Annotated in this window: 16 protein-coding genes and 1 pseudogene; 10 read left to right on the top strand and 7 right to left on the bottom strand. The window is 61.2% G+C overall.

All coding sequences use genetic code 11. The annotated features are described in order from the left end of the window. Positions 1-15: 15 nt before the first annotated feature. Positions 16-1,686: a bifunctional protein tyrosine phosphatase family protein/NAD(P)/FAD-dependent oxidoreductase gene (locus VQ575_RS15085; protein ID WP_325917846.1), complete on the bottom strand. Its 1,671-nt coding sequence runs from the start codon at positions 1,684-1,686 to the stop codon at positions 16-18. Between the two features lie 44 nt (positions 1,687-1,730). Beyond that, positions 1,731-2,609, bottom strand: coding sequence for an MBL fold metallo-hydrolase (locus VQ575_RS15080; protein WP_325917845.1), 879 nt, complete (start codon positions 2,607-2,609; stop codon positions 1,731-1,733). Positions 2,610-2,837: 228 nt separating this feature from the next. Here VQ575_RS15080 and VQ575_RS15075 point away from each other — a divergent pair, with 228 nt between their 5' ends. The 6 genes from VQ575_RS15075 to VQ575_RS15050 all read left to right on the top strand — a co-directional run bounded on the left by VQ575_RS15075 (position 2,838) and on the right by VQ575_RS15050 (position 7,639). Next, entirely contained in the window at positions 2,838-4,160 is a 1,323-nt protein-coding gene (locus VQ575_RS15075; RefSeq protein WP_039589697.1) for a sigma-54 interaction domain-containing protein, read from the top strand. 175 nt (positions 4,161-4,335) lie between these two features. Then, positions 4,336-4,512 (top strand): cytochrome oxidase putative small subunit CydP, encoded by a 177-nt coding sequence (gene cydP / locus VQ575_RS15070; RefSeq protein WP_014338536.1) that lies wholly within the window; start codon positions 4,336-4,338, stop codon positions 4,510-4,512. Then, positions 4,509-6,080 (top strand): cytochrome ubiquinol oxidase subunit I, encoded by a 1,572-nt coding sequence (locus tag VQ575_RS15065; RefSeq protein ID WP_039589700.1) that lies wholly within the window; start codon positions 4,509-4,511, stop codon positions 6,078-6,080. Before cydP ends, VQ575_RS15065 begins: the two co-directional genes overlap by 4 nt. Then, the gene (cydB, locus tag VQ575_RS15060) at positions 6,073-7,209 is read left to right on the top strand and encodes a cytochrome d ubiquinol oxidase subunit II (protein WP_325917844.1); all 1,137 of its coding nucleotides are present in this window, start codon (positions 6,073-6,075) and stop codon (positions 7,207-7,209) included. Before VQ575_RS15065 ends, cydB begins: the two co-directional genes overlap by 8 nt. Before the next feature lie 23 nt (positions 7,210-7,232). Next, entirely contained in the window at positions 7,233-7,355 is a 123-nt protein-coding gene (gene cydX, locus VQ575_RS15055; RefSeq protein ID WP_003201151.1) for a cytochrome bd-I oxidase subunit CydX, read from the top strand. Further along, positions 7,352-7,639, top strand: a complete 288-nt coding sequence (locus tag VQ575_RS15050; RefSeq protein ID WP_039589706.1) for a cyd operon YbgE family protein — start codon at positions 7,352-7,354, stop codon at positions 7,637-7,639. Before cydX ends, VQ575_RS15050 begins: the two co-directional genes overlap by 4 nt. 110 nt (positions 7,640-7,749) lie before the next feature. Here the strand turns inward: VQ575_RS15050 and VQ575_RS15045 are convergent. The 3 genes and pseudogenes from VQ575_RS15045 to VQ575_RS15035 form a co-directional block, all read right to left on the bottom strand. Further along, positions 7,750-8,225, bottom strand: a pseudogene (locus tag VQ575_RS15045) (hypothetical protein). Between the two features lie 39 nt (positions 8,226-8,264). Further along, on the bottom strand, positions 8,265-11,012 hold the full coding sequence (locus tag VQ575_RS15040; RefSeq protein WP_325917843.1) for a cation-transporting P-type ATPase: 2,748 nt from the start codon (positions 11,010-11,012) through the stop codon (positions 8,265-8,267). Between the two features lie 55 nt (positions 11,013-11,067). Beyond that, positions 11,068-11,991 carry a universal stress protein gene (locus tag VQ575_RS15035; RefSeq protein ID WP_039589710.1) on the bottom strand — a complete coding sequence of 308 codons (924 nt, stop codon included), beginning with the start codon at positions 11,989-11,991 and terminating at the stop codon, positions 11,068-11,070. 245 nt (positions 11,992-12,236) lie between these two features. Between VQ575_RS15035 and VQ575_RS15030 the strand changes: the two genes are divergently transcribed. From VQ575_RS15030 to VQ575_RS15020, 3 genes are all read left to right on the top strand, one after another. Further along, complete coding sequence (locus VQ575_RS15030; RefSeq protein ID WP_039589711.1) at positions 12,237-12,461, top strand: hypothetical protein; 225 nt, start codon at positions 12,237-12,239, stop codon at positions 12,459-12,461. A gap of 3 nt (positions 12,462-12,464) precedes the next feature. Further along, positions 12,465-13,715 carry an MgtC/SapB family protein gene (locus VQ575_RS15025; protein ID WP_411829893.1) on the top strand — a complete coding sequence of 417 codons (1,251 nt, stop codon included), beginning with the start codon at positions 12,465-12,467 and terminating at the stop codon, positions 13,713-13,715. Positions 13,716-13,820: 105 nt separating this feature from the next. After that, on the top strand, positions 13,821-14,732 hold the full coding sequence (locus tag VQ575_RS15020; RefSeq protein WP_325917842.1) for a universal stress protein: 912 nt from the start codon (positions 13,821-13,823) through the stop codon (positions 14,730-14,732). A 51-nt stretch (positions 14,733-14,783) separates the two neighbouring features. Here the strand turns inward: VQ575_RS15020 and VQ575_RS15015 are convergent, their stop codons facing one another. Next, the gene (locus VQ575_RS15015; RefSeq protein WP_039589714.1) at positions 14,784-15,347 is read right to left on the bottom strand and encodes a GNAT family N-acetyltransferase; all 564 of its coding nucleotides are present in this window, start codon (positions 15,345-15,347) and stop codon (positions 14,784-14,786) included. A gap of 250 nt (positions 15,348-15,597) precedes the next feature. On the opposite strand from VQ575_RS15015, the gene VQ575_RS15010 reads away from it, so the two are divergent. Then, positions 15,598-16,491, top strand: coding sequence for a universal stress protein (locus VQ575_RS15010; protein WP_325917840.1), 894 nt, complete (start codon positions 15,598-15,600; stop codon positions 16,489-16,491). Here VQ575_RS15010 and VQ575_RS15005 read toward each other — a convergent pair. Beyond that, a complete protein-coding gene (locus VQ575_RS15005; protein ID WP_045156264.1) occupies positions 16,481-17,464 on the bottom strand; it encodes a zinc-dependent alcohol dehydrogenase family protein in 984 nt (327 codons plus the stop codon). The genes VQ575_RS15010 and VQ575_RS15005 overlap by 11 nt on opposite strands. Positions 17,465-17,524: the final 60 nt, after the last annotated feature.

Genomic DNA, 17,524 nt, shown 5'->3' with positions numbered 1-17,524 from the left:
GGCAGAGATTCGATTTCATAGGTCCGCCAGTTCAGGTTTCGCCAGCCATTCACGACCCTTGAGCATGGCTTTCCAGTACAGCGGTGGAAGAATGCGCTCTTTGAGTAGCCAGGCGAGTCTCGAAGGCCGGGTACCGTCGATCAGCCAGGACGGGAAGCTGGGGGCGAGCTTGCCGCCATAGGTGAATTCAGCGAGCACGACCTTGCCCCGTTCCACGGTCAGCGGACAGGAACCGTAGCCGTCGTAATGGGCGCTGCCCTTGGCCTTGCCCATGGCCGCCAGCAGATTATGGGCGACCACGGGCGCCTGCTTGCGCGCCGCCGCTGCGGTTTTGGCGTTGCCGGTGTTGGTCGCATCGCCCAGTGCGTGAATATTCTCCCAGGTCTTATGCCGCAAGCTGTCGGGGTCGACATCGATCCAGCCCGCCCCGTCGGCCAAAGGGCTTACGCGGATAAAATCCGGCGCTATCTGAGGGGGCACCACATGCAGCAGGTCGAAGTCGTGCGTCACCAGGTGAGTACTGCCGTCCGCCTTGACGCACTTGAAGGTCGCCGTTTGTGCCGGTCCATCGACCGACGTCAGCGTACTGCTGAAATTCAGGTCGATCCCATAGGCGCGCACATATTCCATCAGGGCCGGGACGTAGTCGGGGACGCCGAACAAGACTGCCCCGGCGCTGCAGAAGTCGATCTCGATATCGCCGAGCACGCCTTGGCGTCGCCAGTGGTCGGCGCTCAGGTACATGGCTTTTTGAGGGGCCCCGGCGCATTTGATCGGCATGGGGGGCTGCGTGAAGATGGCCCGGCCGCTGCGCAGTTGCTGCACCTGTTCCCAGGTGTAGGGGGCCAGGTGGTACAGATAGTTCGAGGTGACGCCGTTGCGCCCCAGCGTCTGCGGCAAGCCATCAATGGCATGCCAATCCAGTTTGAGCCCCGGGCATACGATCAACTGCTCGTAGCGGACCACCCGGCATCCATCGAGAATGACGGCGTCGTTTTCAGGCTCGAAAGCCGCGACAGCCGCTTTTATCCAGTGCACGCCCCGGGGAATGGTCGTGCCCATCGTGTGGGCGGTTTGCTGCGCCTCGAACACGCCGCCGCCGACGAGGGTCCAGCCGGGCTGGTAATAATGCACATCCGCCGGATCGATGATGGCAATGTCCAGCCCAGGCTCGCGTGCCAATAGACTCGAAGCTGTGGCGATGCCCGCCGCGCCGCCGCCGACAATGACCACGGCATGTCGGGCCTCGGCCACGGCAACAGGGGTGCGTCCGTCGTTGGCAATTCTGCGAATGACGCCTTTCATGTCGAAACCGGCTTTGCTGGCGGCTTCGACAATCTGCGGCAAGGGCTGCTGGCCGGCCTGGGACAGTGCCCACATCGTCGTCGAGCGCATGCCGGAGCGGCAATACGCCAACACGGGCTTGGGCAAGGAATCGAGTAATTTACCGAAGGCAACGCCCTGCTCATCGGTCACCTTGCCGGACTCCGCGGCAAGGTAGTGCGCCTCGATGCCCATCGCTTGCGCCGCACGCTGGATGTCGGCAAACAAAGGTTGATCGCTGCCTTCACCATCGGGGCGGTTGCAGATGATGGCGCGAAAGCCGCTGGTTCTGATCTCACTCATTTGCTCGGGGTAAATCTGCCCTGAGATCGAGAGGCCGGACGCAAGGTGGCGGATGTCCATGACTGTCTCCGTGATGACGGTTTTTCTTATAGCGGCGGGTGCTATCAGAGCCGATTGAGCGGAATCTTCAGGTAGCACGTGCCGTTCGATTCCGGCTCCGGGAAATGCCCGGCCCGCATGTTGACCTGGACCGACGGCAGGATTAGCGTCGGCATGTCCAGCGAGGCATCGCGTTGGGTGCGCATTGCCACGAATGCTTGTTCACTGATGCCGTTACGGACATGAACATTGTCAGCGCGTTGCTCGGCGACGGTGGCGGAAAATTGCACCTCGCGGCCACCGGGTTGGTAATCGTGACAGGTGTAGAGAAGGGCGTTGGCCGGCAGGCTCAAGACCTTGTTGATGGATCGGAACAAGGTATGCGCGTCGCCACCGGGAAAATCACACCGTGCGGTGCCGTAGTCGGGCATGAACAAGGTGTCGCCCACGAACGCCGCTGTTTCCTCGCCGTCGCTGATGACGTACGTCATGCAGGCAAGGGTGTGGCCCGGTGTATGGAGCGCACGGCATTGCAATGTACCGAGGGTAAACGTCTCGTCATTGACGAACAGATGATCGAACTGACTGCCATCGCGGGGCATCTCGCCACCGACGTTGAACAGCGAGCCAAAGACTTCCTGTACCGTCGCAATCTGGCTGCCGATCCCTATCTTGCCGCCGAGTTTTTCCTTCAGGTACGGCGCGGCGGTGAGGTGGTCGGCGTGGACGTGGGTTTCAAGAATCCATTCGACCTTCGCCTCCAGTTCGATCACCCTGGCGATCAGCTTGTCGGCCGAGGTGGTTGTGGTACGGCCGGATTTGGGGTCGTAATCCAGGACGCTGTCGATCAACGCGCACTGGCGGGTCGCCTCGTCCAGCACCAGGTAGCTGACGGTATGGGTCTCAGGATCGAAAAATCCTTCGACGTGCGGTTTGATGGTCATGAACGGTCTCCTTCGGGGCTCTCTGCCGCTTGAAGGACAGACACAGCAAGAAGGTTGCCATGTTGATTCTGGAAGCGATGAAGATCTTTAACTCCCTGATTTTATTCATTTAAGTTCATAGGTGTCGGCAAGGCGCCTCACAATCTCTAGGCAATTCCACTGCCAATGGCAGCGTTTGTTGGCATAGTGGCAGTGCCACCCTTGCTGGACGCATTCACTGGAGCCGCGATGACCCACAGCCTGCCTCCCACCCAAGACCCGCTTCCACATCCAGACCAGGTGCAGTCCCTGGTCTCGTTCCTGGAGCACGAGCCCCAGCCGATGATCGTCCTCGATCCGGATTACAACATCCTGGCAGCGAACACCGCTTACCTGCGTCAGTTCGGCAGCGCCGACAAACCGTTCATTGGTCATAAGTGTTATCGCATTTCCCACCACTACGATGTGCCTTGCGACCAGGCCGGTGAGAACTGCCCGATGAAAAAGGCCAGGGAAATGCGCAGTCCCGATCGTGTCTTGCACATCCACCACACCCCGCGCGGGCCGGAACACGTCGACGTGGAACTGCGCCCGATCCTCAATGAGCATGGCGCCATCACCGCTTATGTGGAGCGTCTGACCCTGGTGCGTAGCGCATCGGCCCGGCCCAGTAATGAGGGGCTGGTGGGCAGCTCGCCAGCCTTTAACCAGGCACTGGCGGAACTGCAGCGGGTAGCGCCCTCGATGTTGCCGGTCCTGCTGCTGGGAGAATCCGGCACCGGCAAGGAACTGTTTGCCCGCGCCGTCCATGAAACCAGTGAGCGGGCAGCCGGGCCTTTTGTCGTGGTGGATTGTTCCGGGTTGACCGAAACCTTGTTCGAAAGCGAACTGTTCGGCCACGAGAAAGGGGCCTTTACGGGCGCCTCCGTGCGCAAGGCAGGCCTGGTGGAGACGGCCCAGGGCGGTACGCTGTTTCTCGATGAGATAGGCGACGTTCCCCTGGCCATGCAGGTGAAGCTGTTGCGATTGATCGAGTCGGGCACCTATCGCCGTGTCGGCAGTGTGGAAACCCTGCACGCCGATTTCCGGCTGGTGGCCGCGACCCATAAGCCTTTGGAAAAGATGGTGGAGAAGGGCGAGTTCAGGCAGGACTTGTACTACCGCATCAGCGTTTTTCCCATCCATTTACCGCCCTTGCGTCATCGCCTTGAAGACATCGGCTTGCTGGTGGATTCATTCCTGCAACGCTCCGGCGTAGGTAAGCGTCGGCTGACCATCGATCCCGCGGCGCTGATGCAATTGCAGCGGTTTTCCTGGCCGGGCAATATCCGCGAGCTGCGAAATGTCCTGGAAAGAGCCGCGCTGTTTGCCGACGACGGCGTCATCCATTCCTTGCACCTGCCGTCGAACCCCGTGACGTTGTCCGCCCCAGCCTTGACGCCTGCGCCCGATAGCAGGGACCTGGAACAGCTCGTGGCCACTTTCAAGGGCACCCGCAGCGAACTGGCCAAACACCTGGGGGTGAGTGAACGCACTTTATATCGGCGATTGAAAGAGCAGGGCCTGGCCTGACCTGACCTGACCCCCACCGACCCTGACTGCCATTGACTGCCAGCCCCTGGCAGTTTGGCAGTGGTTCTTCCCTCAAAGCCCAACGGCGGTTTTCGATGAGGTTTTCTAACTCATTGTTTTTTCTGAATAAATAATCAAGCGAAGCATTGGCATGAGCCGTGCTAATGCTTGCCCCATGACTATTTCCGATAAACGACTGCGTCGCCATCTGCTCACAGCAGTACTGATCAAACTGGTCGTGCTGACCGTGCTGTGGTGGCTGTTCATCAAGGATTCGCGCGTCAGCGTCGACTCGAACACCATCAGTGACAGGTTCGGCGTACCCACCTCGGCTCAAGGGGCAAGCAAGTGATCTCAGAACAACTGGTGGATTTGTCACGGCTGCAATTCGCAGCCACTGCGCTGTACCACTTTCTATTTGTACCGCTCACCGTGGGGATGGTGTGGCTGCTGGTCATCATGGAAAGCGTCTATGTGATGACCGGCAATGTCATCTGGAAAGACATGACTCGTTTCTGGGGAAAATTGTTCGGTATCAACTTCGCCTTGGGCGTGACCACTGGCATCACCCTGGAGTTTCAGTTCGGCACCAACTGGGCGTACTACTCGCACTACGTCGGGGACATCTTCGGTGCCCCGCTGGCCATCGAGGGCCTGATGGCGTTTTTTCTTGAATCGACCATGATCGGCTTGTTCTTCTTCGGATGGGATCGCCTGAAGAAAGAACATCATCTGCTGGTCACGCTGCTGATGGCCATTGGCACAAACCTCTCGGCGCTGTGGATCCTGATTGCCAATGGCTGGATGCAGAACCCGGTGGGTTCTGAATTCAGTTACATCACCATGCGCATGGAGATGGTGGATTTCTGGGCCGTGGTTTTCAACCCGGTGGCCCAGGCCAAGTTTGTCCACACGGTGTCTGCCGGTTATGTCACCGGCTCGATGTTTGTACTGTCGATTTCCAGTTGGTACTTGCTCAAGGGACGTGATGTCGAGTTTGCCAAGCGTAGTTTTCGGGTGGCGGCCGCCTTCGGCCTGGCCTCGGTGCTGAGTGTCATCGTGCTGGGGGATGAGTCGGGTTACACGGTGGGCGAGGCGCAGCAAACCAAGCTGGCGGCCATGGAAGCCATGTGGGAAACCAAACCGGCGCCGGCGGGCTTGACCCTGATTGCCAGCATCAATGAAGCCGAGTCCAGGAATAACTGGGAACTCGATGTGCCGTGGGTGATGGGCTTGATCGGCACGCGCTCGGTCAGCAAGCAGATTCCCGGCATCCATGACATCAAGGCGAAAAACCGCGCACGTATTCTGCGGGGCATTACTGCCGTCAATGCGCTTGAAGCGCTGCGCGCCGATCGCACCGATAAGGCCGCGTTCGATACTTTCGAAGCGTACAAGGCCGACCTGGGCTTTGGCCTGCTGCTTAAAAAGTACGTCGAGGATGTCAACCAGGCCACGCCGGCCATCATCGACAAGGCAGTGAACGATACCGTACCGCGCGTGACCCCGATGTTCTGGGGGTTCCGGATCATGGTTGGCCTGGGCTTTGCGATGCTCGTGCTTTTCGGGCTGGCCTTCTGGAGCACCTTGAGGTCGAGCGGCGCACATCCTCGCGGGTTGTTGCGCTGCGCACTGTTGATGCTGCCTGCGCCATGGCTCGCCTGTGAGCTGGGCTGGTTCGTGGCCGAGTACGGCCGCCAACCCTGGACCATCTACGGTGTGCTGCCGACTCACATGAGCGTTTCCACCCTCAGCGTCAATAACCTGTACGGCTCCCTGGCTGGGTTCGTGGTTTTCTACACGGTCCTGCTGGCGGTGGAAATGTTCCTGATGGTCAAGTTCGCCCGCCAGGGGCCTGGCAGCCTCGGTACCGGTCGTTATGTCCATGACGCCAAGTTGAAGGAGCTTCAGCATGCTTGATTATTTCACGCTCAAGATCATCTGGTGGGCGCTGGTCGGCGTCCTGCTCATAGGCTTCGCCATCATGGACGGCCACGACATGGGCGTCGGCACGCTGCTGCCGTTCGTAGGGCGCAATGACATGGAACGGCGCGTCGTGATCAACACCGTGGGGCCGCATTGGGATGGCAATCAGGTCTGGTTCATTACCGCCGGCGGCGCTTTGTTCGCCGCATGGCCGGTGGTCTATGCCACGGCGTTCAGCGGATTCTATTGGGCGATGATCCTGGTGCTCTGGGCGTTGTTCTTCCGCCCGGTGGGTTTCGACTACCGCAGCAAGATCCACCATCCGGTATGGCGCAGCACCTGGGACTGGGGGCTGTTCGTGGGTGGGGCCGTGCCGCCGCTGGTGTTCGGCATCGCGTTTGGCAACTTGTTGCAGGGCGTACCGTTTCACTTCAATGAATACCTGGTGTCCACGTACACCGGCAGCTTCTGGCAATTGCTCAACCCTTTCGCGCTGCTGACCGGTGTGGTCAGCAGCGCCATGATTACGCTGCAAGGGGGCGCGTACCTGGCCCATCGCACGGAGGGTGGCATTCAGTCCCGGGCGATAAAAGGCGCGATAGGCGCTGCCATCGTGCTGGTGTGTTCGTTTGTCGTAGCGGGCATCTGGCTGCAATGGATCGAGGGCTATCGCATCACCTCGCTCGTCGATACCGGCGGGTTGCCAGACATTCTCGGCAAGTCGGTCGTGAGGGAGGCGGGGGCCTGGATGGCCAACTATGGTCGCTATCCTTGGCTGTGGCTGCTACCGGCGCTTGGCCTGGCCGGCGCAGCCGGTGCGGCGCTGTTGCTGATGGGGCGGCGTACCCTTTGCGCGTTCGCTTCGTCATCGCTTGCGGTGGTCGGTGTCATCGGTACGGCGGGGGTATCGATGTTCCCCTTTGTCATGCCGTCGTCATCGATGCCAGCGGCCAGCCTGACCGTGTGGGACAGCGTTGCCAGTCACCTGAGCCTGGCCATCATGTTCTGGGCCACGTTGTTCTTCATGCCATTGATCGTGATCTATACCGGTTGGGCGTATCGCGTCATGCGCGGCAAGGTCACGGCCACCCAGATCCACGCCAACGAACATTCGGCCTACTAGTGTCGACAGAGGAGTAAAGCACTATGTGGTATTTCGCCTGGATGCTGGGAGTCGGTTTTGCACTATTGCTGGCGATACTCAATGCAATGTGGGGTGAGAACGAGGCCGGTCGAGCCATGAGCGACCGTGACGAGGCGCAGCCATGACGTTGAATGTCGCCGAGGTCCAGCCTTCGTCACGGCTGCATCGGCTGAGCCTGGCCGTCGCGGTGACGATCATGTTGGCCTGTACGCTTTACCCGCCACTGATGACGGCGCCGGACGGAAAAGCCGACCATGCGCTGGCAACGGCATTGTTCATCGCCATGAGCGTGGCCTTCGTCAGAGGGGTGGGGTTCATTCCGCGCAGGCTTGTCTGGCGAAGGATGTTCTCGGGCTGGACCTGCCTGGCGGCGCTTGCGCTTGCCGGCGGGTTGAAGTTCTTGCACTGAGGCTGATGACACGCCCGTGATGACTGCACGGTTGTCCAAAACCCCACCTGCCGACGCGGCAGGTGGGGTGGGCAGCACTTGGAGTCCAGCCGCGGCCCTGGGAGACAGGTCTAGGGAGCTGGCGTACCCATGTTCTGCTGATGCTGCATCATCTGTTCCATCATCATCTGTTGCATGCCCATGTACCGGTCCATCATGTACTGGTGTTGCTTCATCTGCTCGGGCGTCATCCGGGAATAGTGGTTGCCCATCTGTTTCCAACCCATCATCGGGCCGTTTCCCTTCATGTGGCCGCCCCCGCAGCAGCCCATCATCCCGTTCATTCCCTGCATGCCTTGCTGCATCATGGCCTGGTGTTCTTGCATGAGTTTCTGGCGTTGCGCCGGGTCGGTGGTTTTCTGGATCAGGCTCATTTGCTCCTGCATCTTCTTCAGGTTTTCCTGGGCCTTGGCCATATCCTGGTCAATTGCTCAACGCTCATCGACTGCGGCGCCGGCTTGGTGGCGTCGACGTCTTGCTGGGCAAAGGTCAGCGTGGGGAAAAGCACCGCCGTCAAAGCGAGGGCGGCGAATCTGGATGCGTTCATGGTTGGTAATCCTTGCAGCGTGGGTGGGCGGGGGAGTCGTCATGGTTGACGATCGGACTCGGTTAAACGCAGTCGAAGTTGTTTCTCGATTTCGATGATGGCGAACAGCGCAATGCCCACCCCGATGATCAGCAGGCCGTCGATGAAGGGGACGGCTTGTGTGGCAAACACGGCTTGCAGCGGTGGCGCGTAGGTGATGGCGAACTGGGCGACGGTCACCACCGCGACGGTCGCCCATACCACCTTGGTCCCGCGAATGGCTTTCCAGGTCAGGGACGTGCCGTAGAGGTTGCGGATGAAGAACAGATGGAAAATCTCCATCACGACCAAGGTATTCACTGCCAGGGTACGGGCCAGTTCCACGGGATAGCCCCGGTCCAGGGCATAGGAAAAAATGCCGTACACCCCGCAGAGAAAAAGCAGTGAGACAAGCACCATGTGCCAGACCAGCGCGCCGCTTATCAGCGGCTCCTGCCTGGAACGCGGCGGCCTGCGCATGGTGTTGTCTTCGGTCGGTTCAAACGCCAGCGCGATACCCAGCGTTATGGCGGTAATCAAGTTGATCCACAGGATCTGTATGGCCGTGACCGGCAACGTCAAGCCAAACAGCAGCGCAACGATGAGTGTCATCGTCTCGCCGGCGTTGGTTGGCAATGTCCAACTCAGTACTTTCTTGATGTTGTCGTAGACCGTCCGTCCTTCACGCACCGCGGCCACGATGGAGGCGAAGTTGTCATCCGCCAGTACCACGTCCGCCGCTTCCTTGGCGGCCTCGCTGCCTTTGCCACCCATGGCGATGCCGGCGTCTGCGCGTTTGAGCGCGGGAGCGTCGTTGACGCCGTCGCCGGTCATTGCCACGGTCATGCCGTTCGATTGCAGCAGGGTCACCAACCTGAGTTTATGTTCAGGGCTGGTTCGAGCGAAGATGTTCACGCGTTTGAGCGACTCCTTGAGCGTCGCATCGTCCAGGGTGTCGAGGTCCGCGCCGGTCAACACTTCGTCCGGGTTGTGCAGGCCGATCTGGCGCCCGATGGCGGAGGCGGTGCCGGCGTGGTCTCCGGTAATCATTTTCACTGCGATGCCTGCCGTCTGGCATTGCTTGATCGCCTGGATCGTCTCCGGGCGGGGCGGATCGATCATTCCGACCAGGCCAAGCAGGGTCAATGACCCTTGCACGTCGGCAAACTCCAGAATGACCTGTTCCGGCGGGACTGACCTGACGGCGAGCGCCAGCACTCGCTGGCCTTTGCTGGCGATGAGATTGGCCTGCGTGTGCCAATAATCCGCATCGAGCGGGGCGGTTGTCCCGTCGTTGCCCCGCTGTTGCTTGCACATGGCCAGGACCTGCTCCGGCGCGCCTTTGACATAAACAACCGCTTGCCGGTCATGGTTGTGGTGCAGCGTCGCCATGAAGCGGTGTTTGGCGTCAAACGGAATGGCATCGGTGCGGGCCCAGGTGCCTCGCTCTTCGTCGCCGTCGATACCAGCCTTGGCACCAAACACCTGCAATGCGCCCTCCATGGGATCGCCTTCGACCTTCCAGGTCTCTTCGTGCAGCCTCAATCTCGCGTCATTGCACAGGCTGGCCGCACGTCCCAGTTCGACCAGTGTCGGGTGATGGGCGGTGTCGATCAATTGGTCGGCAAGGTTCATGTTGCCCGAAGGCTGATAGCCTGCGCCGTCGACCGTGAAGGTCAGGTCATGGGTGACGACCGACACCACCATCATCTCGTTGCGCGTGAGCGTGCCGGTCTTGTCCGTGCAGATGACCGATACCGAGCCCAGTGTTTCGATGGCTGGCAGGCGACGAATGATGGCATTGCGGCGGGCCATCGCCCGGACGCCCACCGCCAATGTAATGGTGAGTACCGCAGGCAGCCCTTCAGGGATGGCGGCGACCGCCATACCCACCACGACCATGAATATGTCGGCGAAGACGTAGTGCCCGACAAAATGACCATAGACGAGTAACAGGCCAGCGATCAGCAGGATCAATAGGGTCAGCCAGCGTGCGAAAGCGTCCATTTGCTGGATCAGCGGTGTCGTCAGTGATTCCACGTCTGCCAACAGGTTGCTGATACGCCCGATTTCGGCGGATGTCGCGGTGGCGACGACGATCCCCGTGGCTTGTCCGCACGTAACGAGCGTACCGCTGAAGGCCATGCAGGCGCGATCACCCAGGGGCGCTTGCGGGTGTACCGGTTCGGTGTGTTTTTCCACCGGGGCGGACTCTCCGGTCAGGATGGCTTCCTGGACCTGGAGCCGGTTGGCATGCAGCAGGCGCAGGTCTGCGGGCACCTTGTCGCCGGCCTCCAGCAAAACGATGTCGCCAGGTACCAGTTCGTCGCCGGCAATGCCCAGGCGTTCGCCGGCACGAATCACCGTTGCCCGGGGGGCCAGCATTTCGCGGATGGCGTCCATGGCTTTTTCGGCCTTGCCTTCCTGGATATAACCAATGATGGCGTTGGCAACCACCACGGCGAGAATGACTGCCGTATCCCACACGTGTTGCAGGATCGCGGTGATCACAGCCGACCCGAGCAGTACATAAATCAGGATGTTGTGGAACTGCAGGAGGAATCGCCGCCAAGCCGGCCTTCGGGAAGATTCCGGCAGGCGATTGAAGCCGCTACGGGCAAGTCGGGCCTGGACTTGCGCAGCGTCCAGCCCTGCTTGCTCGTTGACACCCAGCCGTTCGAGTACCTGCTCGGCAGACAGCGCGTGCCAGGCCTCCACGTCCGTGGCGATGAGCTGTTGCTGCGCTGGCGTCTCGATGGGTCGGTTCATCAGCCGGGTTTCCTGGAACGCTGAGCGGTTCTACGGGCCATCGGCGACGGCCTTCCTAGTCAAATTGCTGTGGTGCAATCACCCACAAGCTGCACGGCATCTTGTACAGCAGGCTTTCCACGGTGCTGCCGATCAGCTTGTCGATGCCGCCATAACGCACGCGGCCCATGACGATGACATCGATGTCATGGGCCCCGGCGTAGCTGACCAGCACCTTGGCCGGATCGCCCATGATCATGCGTCGTTGTTCCGGGGCGATGCCGTTGCGTTCGGCCAGGGCTTCGAATGCTGCGCCTTGGGATTCGTAGAGCTGTCGGGCCAGGGCCGAGGAAAAGAAGGTCGAGCCGTTGCCAAAGCCGTATTCGGCCGCGGTGATGGAGGACAGGTCGTAGGCATAGATGACTTCCAGCTCCGCATCGCAGCTGGCGGCCAGTTTGTTGGCTTCGCCCAAGACCCGGTCGTTGAGGCCTTTGTAGCGCCCGTCGCGGTGAAAAGGATCGATGGCAGCGAGGATCTTGCGCGGGCGCGCATGGGCGACTTTGTTGACGAAGTGCAACGGCACCTCGCATTCGCGCAGCAGGTGAACGTCCAGGGGCGTGAACATCAGGCGTGAGATCCAGGATTCGGGATCCACCGTCTTGATCAGCGCGGCCATCGGCGTTTCCTTGAGGTGGATCAGGATTTCCTGCAAGGGACGTTCGACCCAGGTCACTTCGGTGGTGACTTCGATGCCGAGCTTGCGCAGGGGCCTGGCCTGTTCTTCCAGCCAATCCCGATGGCGTTCGATGTAGCCCAGGCGCATCTGTTCCAGTGCTTGTTCATTGACCAGCCCGGCCGTGGCCAGGCCTTCCAGATAATCAAAGGCGACGATGTGCAGTGCGGCGCCTTCGGCCTTGGCGAGTGCGGCGGCGCGGTCGAACGCCGGACTGTGTTCCATCAGTGGCGAAACGACCAGCATCAAGCGTGATTGCGTAGACATGACAAACCTCCTGGACAAGGACCTGTAGGCGCCGTGCGACTGTCGCGCGGGCTGTGTCTGGTATCGATCATGAGCGCGGTGGCGCTTGGTGACTTGATTTGCATCAAACCCACGTCAAAGCCCTGCGCGAGCGATGATGGCGCGACAGCACAATGTTTGATCCCGATCAAGCTGCCCCGCGCGATGGGCGCGCAGGCTAAGACTTGATCCTGGCATGCAGGCCCACCCGTCACCGGAGGTTGGTCATGATTATTCGAATTGAAGAGCGGCAGCCAGGGACGTCCTGGGTGGTGCGCTTGGATGCGTTGTGTGTGGGTTTTAAAAGCCTTGAGCAAGCGCAGGCGTTCACCAGAACGCTGCAGGCGCGGATCGACGCCCCCCATGCCTGGCCGCAAGGTGCGTTCGCTCGACCCGGCGCGGCGCGGGAGGTGCCAGCGCCATCGCAACGTACGTCCGCGCATTTGGCATAGTCTGTGGCCACGATCGAAGCCCTGGGTTTTGCCAACGCCGGCGCGGCGCTGGGCATCGGCCTGCTCGTGGGGCTGGAGCGCGAGCGACGCAAGGGCGAGGACGGCAGGCGTGATTTCGCCGGCCTGCGCACGTTTGCCGTGACCTCGTTGTTGGGGTACGTCACCGCCTGGATCGGCGGTCCTCCCTTGCTAGGGTTTTTCGCGCTTGCGCTGGGGGCATTGGTCACCGTGGCGTACTGGAAGAACCTCGACAAGGACCCTGGCATCACGAGCGAGGTGGCCTTGTTTGCCGTGTTGGCGCTGGGCGCGCTCTGCGTCACTGCACCGGCCCTGGCGACGGCGGTAGGCGTGGTGATGGCGGGGCTGCTGGCCAGCCGCCAGGCGCTGCACCATTTCGCCCGTAGCCAACTGACGGCTGTCGAGTTGCGCGATGGCCTGATGCTGTTGATTGCCGCTTTGGTCATACTCCCGCTCGCTCCGGATCGTTACCTGGGACCATACAACGCCATCAACCTTCGCACCCTCTGTGCCCTGACCGTCATGCTGATGGCGGTCGGGGCATTGGGGCACGTCGCGGTCCGGACCCTTGGCACTCGTTATGGTTATGCCCTCGGCGCAATCGCATCGGGGTTTGCCTCCGCTACGATGACCGTCGCGACCATGGGGCACATCGCCGCGAAGGAACCGATCAATGTGAAGATATTGAGCGCGGCCGCCATGCTGGCCAATCTGGCGACACTGGCGCAGATGGCGCTGATTATCGGCGCGGTGGAGCCGGCGCTATTGGGCTGGATGTGGGGACCGTTGCTGTGCGGGTTGCTGACGGTCCTGCTCTACACCGGCGTGTTGATGTTTCCCCGGCCCAGGGTGCGCGCCGACGAAGAGATCAAGCACGGCGGGGCCTTCAGCCTGAAACTGGCGTTGACGGTAGTCGTGGCGATGACTGTCATCACGGTTGTGTCGTCGGCCATGCTTGCAGAGTTCGGGCAGGCCGGGGTGACCGTCACGGCGATTTTCAGCGGCTTGGTCGACGCCCATGCATCGACCGCCTCCATTGCCTCCCTGGCGAAGGGCGGGTTGCTGCCCTTCGATGACGTCGCCGTGCCCGTCCTGATGGCCCTGACCAGCAACTCCCTGAGCAAATGCGTGGTGGCCTGGGTCAGCGGTGGACGCCGGTTCGCCGGGCTCGTCATTCCCGGCCAGGTACTGATGACGCTGGCGATGTGGGGCGGGCTGTTTCTCCCGAGTCTGTGAGACTGGATGAGGTAGTTTGATGGAGATCAAGTCCTGCATTTGCCCTGCATTCATTCTGGGATCTTCCACCCACTCAGTGGTTAAGGCCACGCGTCGAGGTTTTCCATGTCCCTGACTCCCCGTTTGCTGCTGTTGGCGCCTGACGCCATGATCCGTACGCCGGCATTCGACCGCGCCACCGAGCTGGCGCTGGCCTTGGACCTGCCGCTGCACATTGTCGCCATCGATTATCTGGAGCTGCTGTCGGTGGCCGGTCTGTTTGCGCCGGACCAGGTCAAGCAGGCCCGCGAGGGCTACCTGGAAACCCATCGGCATTGGCTTTGGCAACAGGCCGAGCTGGCGCGCCGGCACGGCGTCGAGGTGACGTGCGAAGTGGTCTGGGCCAAGGACGCCTTTCAAGCCCTGCAGCAGTACATCAAGGAGTTGCCGCTGGCGCTGATCATCAAGGATGCACAGCCGGAGCCGGCGATGAAGCGGGTCTTCTTCACCCCGCTGGACTGGCGCTTGCTGCGTGATTGTCCCGTGCCGGTGCACTTGGTCACCGATTCGCGCAACCCGCGGCCGCGGCGGGTCCTGGCGATCGTCGACGTGCTGCGCAGTGAGGAACAGGACCTGGTGTTCAACGACCAGATCGTCGACGCAGCCGTCAAGCTGGCCGAGCAATGCAACGCCGAAGTCGAACTGCTGCATGCCTTTGACTGGACCGCTGTCTATGCGTCGGACATGGGCTTTGGGGCACTGCCCCTGGCAACCGGTATCTATGAGGCGTTGGGCGAGGCGCAGCATGAAGTCTTCGAATCCTTGGCCGAACGCCACGGTGTCATGCCCCAGCAACGACATTTCATCGAGGGGGCACCGTTGAACAGCATTTGCAGGTTCGCCGCTGATCATCAGACGGATGTCATCGTCATGGGGACCACGGCCCATCACGGGCTGGAAAAGCGCCTGGGGACGACCGCCGAGCTCTTGTTGCAACGGGCGCCTTGCAGCGTCTGGGCGATAAAGCCGCAGGCATGAGGGGAACCACCTGCGCGGGGCCATGGAAGAGACACCCGCGCAGTGTCATGGCTAGAGATAGAGGCGGTGGATGACCTGCCGGGTGTCGTCGGGGTCGGTACGGGTCTCGAACCCCAGGCTGTGGGCCAGATCCCGCATGGCGGCGTTGCTGGCGGCATCGACGGAGTACATCTGCCGGTAGCCGTTTTTACGTGCCGCATCGATCAGATGTTCCATCAACAACGTCCCCAGGCCCAGGTGCTGCCACTGATCGGCGACGGTCACTGCGCACTCGCATTCGTGTTCGGACGTGGCGCAGTAGCGACTGACACCGATCTCGATCAACTGACCGTTGTCGTGGACCAGGGCGATATAGGCCAGGCGCGTCTTGCAGTCGACATCCATCAACTGATCGAGCATGACCGCTCCGGGTTCATTGATTTGCGATAGGAAGCGCATGTGCCGCGACTCGGGAGACAGGCGCTTGATGAAGTCATATTCACGCTGGCGATCCTCCTCCCGCAGCGGTCGGATCAGCACATGCCGGCCGTCTTTGAGCGCCTGGATCCAGTGCTTGCCACTGATGCTGGCATACAGCGCAGCGGCGCGTTCGTTGTGGTCTTTGACTGTGATCATGGGTCGATCCTCCATTCGGGTATAGGCATGCGGTGCGCTAAAAAGCTTCGCGTTCCAGGTTGTTCTACGCCCGTGGTGGACGTCGGTTCTGATCTGGATCAGCCCCGGCGCACCCAATCATCGAATGCGTTGCATTTGATTCAGATCAAACCGCATGGACTGTGGAAGGGCGCACGCTGCAAACAGTGCCGAAGCGGGGCCGGTGCCTTTGGCACCGACCGTGAAGATAACCACTCGATGGAGGTGTGCGATGGGGCAGTACCAACGTTTGCTATTGATCGTCGAACCCGACTTGCACCCCTCCGCAGCGATGCGCAGGGCCTGCGCCCTGGCCCGGGCGAGCGGTGCGGCGCTGCATCTATGCGTGTTCGTCCAGCCTCCGGCACGCACTCACCTGTGGGGTGAGAAAACAGACGAAACGGAGGTGCAGCGTCATTTGCATCGCTATCGTCGGTGGATGGCGGAGGAGGCGGCGCTGCTCAAGGAGGAGGGCTTGAACGTAGAGACGCATGTCGTCTGGACCACTCATCCGCTGCTGGACATCCTTCGTTACGTCGAACAGTTCCAACCCGACCTGCTGATCAAGGACGTCACGCTCGAACCCATGCTCAAGCGCGTGTTTGCGACGCCGCTCGATTGTCATCTGCTACGCGAATGTCCGGTGCCGGTGCACTTGGTCAACCAGGCGGTGCACGGCTCGCCGCGCCGGGTCGTGGCCGCAGTGGATCCCTCCGATCCCCAGGCCAATGCCTTGAACCAACGCATTGTCGAGGTCGCGGCGCAAATGGCCCGGCAATGCGACGCTGCTTTGCACCTGCTCTATGCCTGCGATCTGTCGGTCGCGTTCAACGGCGAAGCGTCGCTATTGGCAGGAGCCTGGGATGATGATTATGTCGATGCCCTGCGTGAATCATTACACATGGCATTTATCAACCTGGCCGAGCAGTGTGGCGTGCCGGCCGATCGTCGACATTTCACCCTCGGCCTGCCGGTGCCGGTTATCCGTGATTTCGTCGATGGGTACGAGGCCGATGTGGTGGTGATGGGAACCGCCCACCGTGGCGGTCTGGAGCGGTTGATCGGCAGTACGACGGAGCGGGCCTTGTATTCGGTACCGGGCAGCCTGTTGGCGGTCAGGGGATGAGCACGATGGCGCCGTTGACCTGTCCGCTTCGTAGTCGTTCCAAGGCTTGATTGGCTTCGATCAGGGGGTAGCAGGTCACGTTGCAATGCACGGGGGTGCATTGGATCTGTTCGAAAAATGCCACGCCATCGGCGCGAGTCAGGTTGGCCACTGAGCGCACGCTGCGCTCCTCCCACAGCAGGCGATAAGGAAAGCGCGGAATGTCGCTCATGTGAATGCCGGCGCACACGACGCAGCCGCCCTTGGCGGTGGCTTGCAAGGCCAGTGGTACCAGCGCGCCGACGGGTGCGAAGATCAGGCTCGCGTCCAGTAGGTGCGGAGGAAGTTTGTCCGACGGCCCGGCCCAGGTCGCGCCGAGTGATCGGGCATACGCCTGGCCTGCATCGTCGCCGGGACGGGTGAAGGCGTAAACCTGCTGGCCTCGGCCTACGGCGACCTGGATTGCCAGGTGGGCAGCGGCACCGAACCCATAGAGGCCCAAATGAGTAGCGTCTTGCGCCATCTGCAAGGCGCGAAAACCAATCAGCCCCGCACACAGCAAAGGTGCCGCTTCAGCGGCGTCAAGGGCATCGGGGAGCGGGAAGCAGAAGCGCGCATCGGCAATGGTGTAGTCGGCATAGCCGCCGTCCAGCTGGCAGCCGGTGAACAATGCCTGGTCACAGAGGTTTTCCCGTCCTGAGCGGCAGAATTCGCAAATCCCGCATGTCCAACCCAGCCAGGGCACGCCCACTCGCCGACCGATCCAGCCGGTAGCCACGTCCGCGCCGACAGCCATGACATTCCCGACAATTTCATGGCCCGGCACCCTGGGTAGACTGGCCTGGGGCAACTCCCCGTCAAATAGATGCAGGTCGGTGCGGCATACACCGCAGGCAAGGACTTTGATCAGCAGTTGCCCGCGTGCCGGTGCGGGCATGGGCCGTTCTTCCCGTTGCAGGGGCTGGCCGGGTGCATGCAGGACCATGGCGCGCATGAGGATTCTCCTGTCTGGGCAAGCGGTGACGGTTTCCCCGCACCTTCCTGCACCTTGGCA

This window comes from Pseudomonas frederiksbergensis (assembly GCF_035751725.1).
GTDB lineage: Bacteria > Pseudomonadota > Gammaproteobacteria > Pseudomonadales > Pseudomonadaceae > Aquipseudomonas > Aquipseudomonas frederiksbergensis_A.
The sequence above is the reverse complement of the archived record's forward strand: the minus strand, read 5'-3'. Positions and strand labels throughout refer to the sequence as shown.

What these genes read in the sequence shown, in the direction of transcription:
- VQ575_RS15080 (WP_325917845.1), bottom strand. Translation starts at nt 2,609, where the DNA reads ATGACCATCAAACCGCACGTCGAAGGATTTTTCGATCCTGAGACCCAT.
- VQ575_RS15030 (WP_039589711.1), top strand. Translation starts at nt 12,237, where the DNA reads ATGATTATTCGAATTGAAGAGCGGCAGCCAGGGACGTCCTGGGTGGTG.
- VQ575_RS15010 (WP_325917840.1), top strand. Translation starts at nt 15,598, where the DNA reads ATGGGGCAGTACCAACGTTTGCTATTGATCGTCGAACCCGACTTGCAC.
- VQ575_RS15040 (WP_325917843.1), bottom strand. Translation starts at nt 11,012, where the DNA reads ATGAACCGACCCATCGAGACGCCAGCGCAGCAACAGCTCATCGCCACG.
- VQ575_RS15020 (WP_325917842.1), top strand. Translation starts at nt 13,821, where the DNA reads ATGTCCCTGACTCCCCGTTTGCTGCTGTTGGCGCCTGACGCCATGATC.
- cydP (WP_014338536.1), top strand. Translation starts at nt 4,336, where the DNA reads ATGACTATTTCCGATAAACGACTGCGTCGCCATCTGCTCACAGCAGTA.
- VQ575_RS15015 (WP_039589714.1), bottom strand. Translation starts at nt 15,347, where the DNA reads ATGATCACAGTCAAAGACCACAACGAACGCGCCGCTGCGCTGTATGCC.
- VQ575_RS15035 (WP_039589710.1), bottom strand. Translation starts at nt 11,991, where the DNA reads ATGTCTACGCAATCACGCTTGATGCTGGTCGTTTCGCCACTGATGGAA.
- VQ575_RS15075 (WP_039589697.1), top strand. Translation starts at nt 2,838, where the DNA reads ATGACCCACAGCCTGCCTCCCACCCAAGACCCGCTTCCACATCCAGAC.
- VQ575_RS15005 (WP_045156264.1), bottom strand. Translation starts at nt 17,464, where the DNA reads ATGCGCGCCATGGTCCTGCATGCACCCGGCCAGCCCCTGCAACGGGAA.
- cydB (WP_325917844.1), top strand. Translation starts at nt 6,073, where the DNA reads ATGCTTGATTATTTCACGCTCAAGATCATCTGGTGGGCGCTGGTCGGC.
- VQ575_RS15050 (WP_039589706.1), top strand. Translation starts at nt 7,352, where the DNA reads ATGACGTTGAATGTCGCCGAGGTCCAGCCTTCGTCACGGCTGCATCGG.
- cydX (WP_003201151.1), top strand. Translation starts at nt 7,233, where the DNA reads ATGTGGTATTTCGCCTGGATGCTGGGAGTCGGTTTTGCACTATTGCTG.
- VQ575_RS15085 (WP_325917846.1), bottom strand. Translation starts at nt 1,686, where the DNA reads ATGGACATCCGCCACCTTGCGTCCGGCCTCTCGATCTCAGGGCAGATT.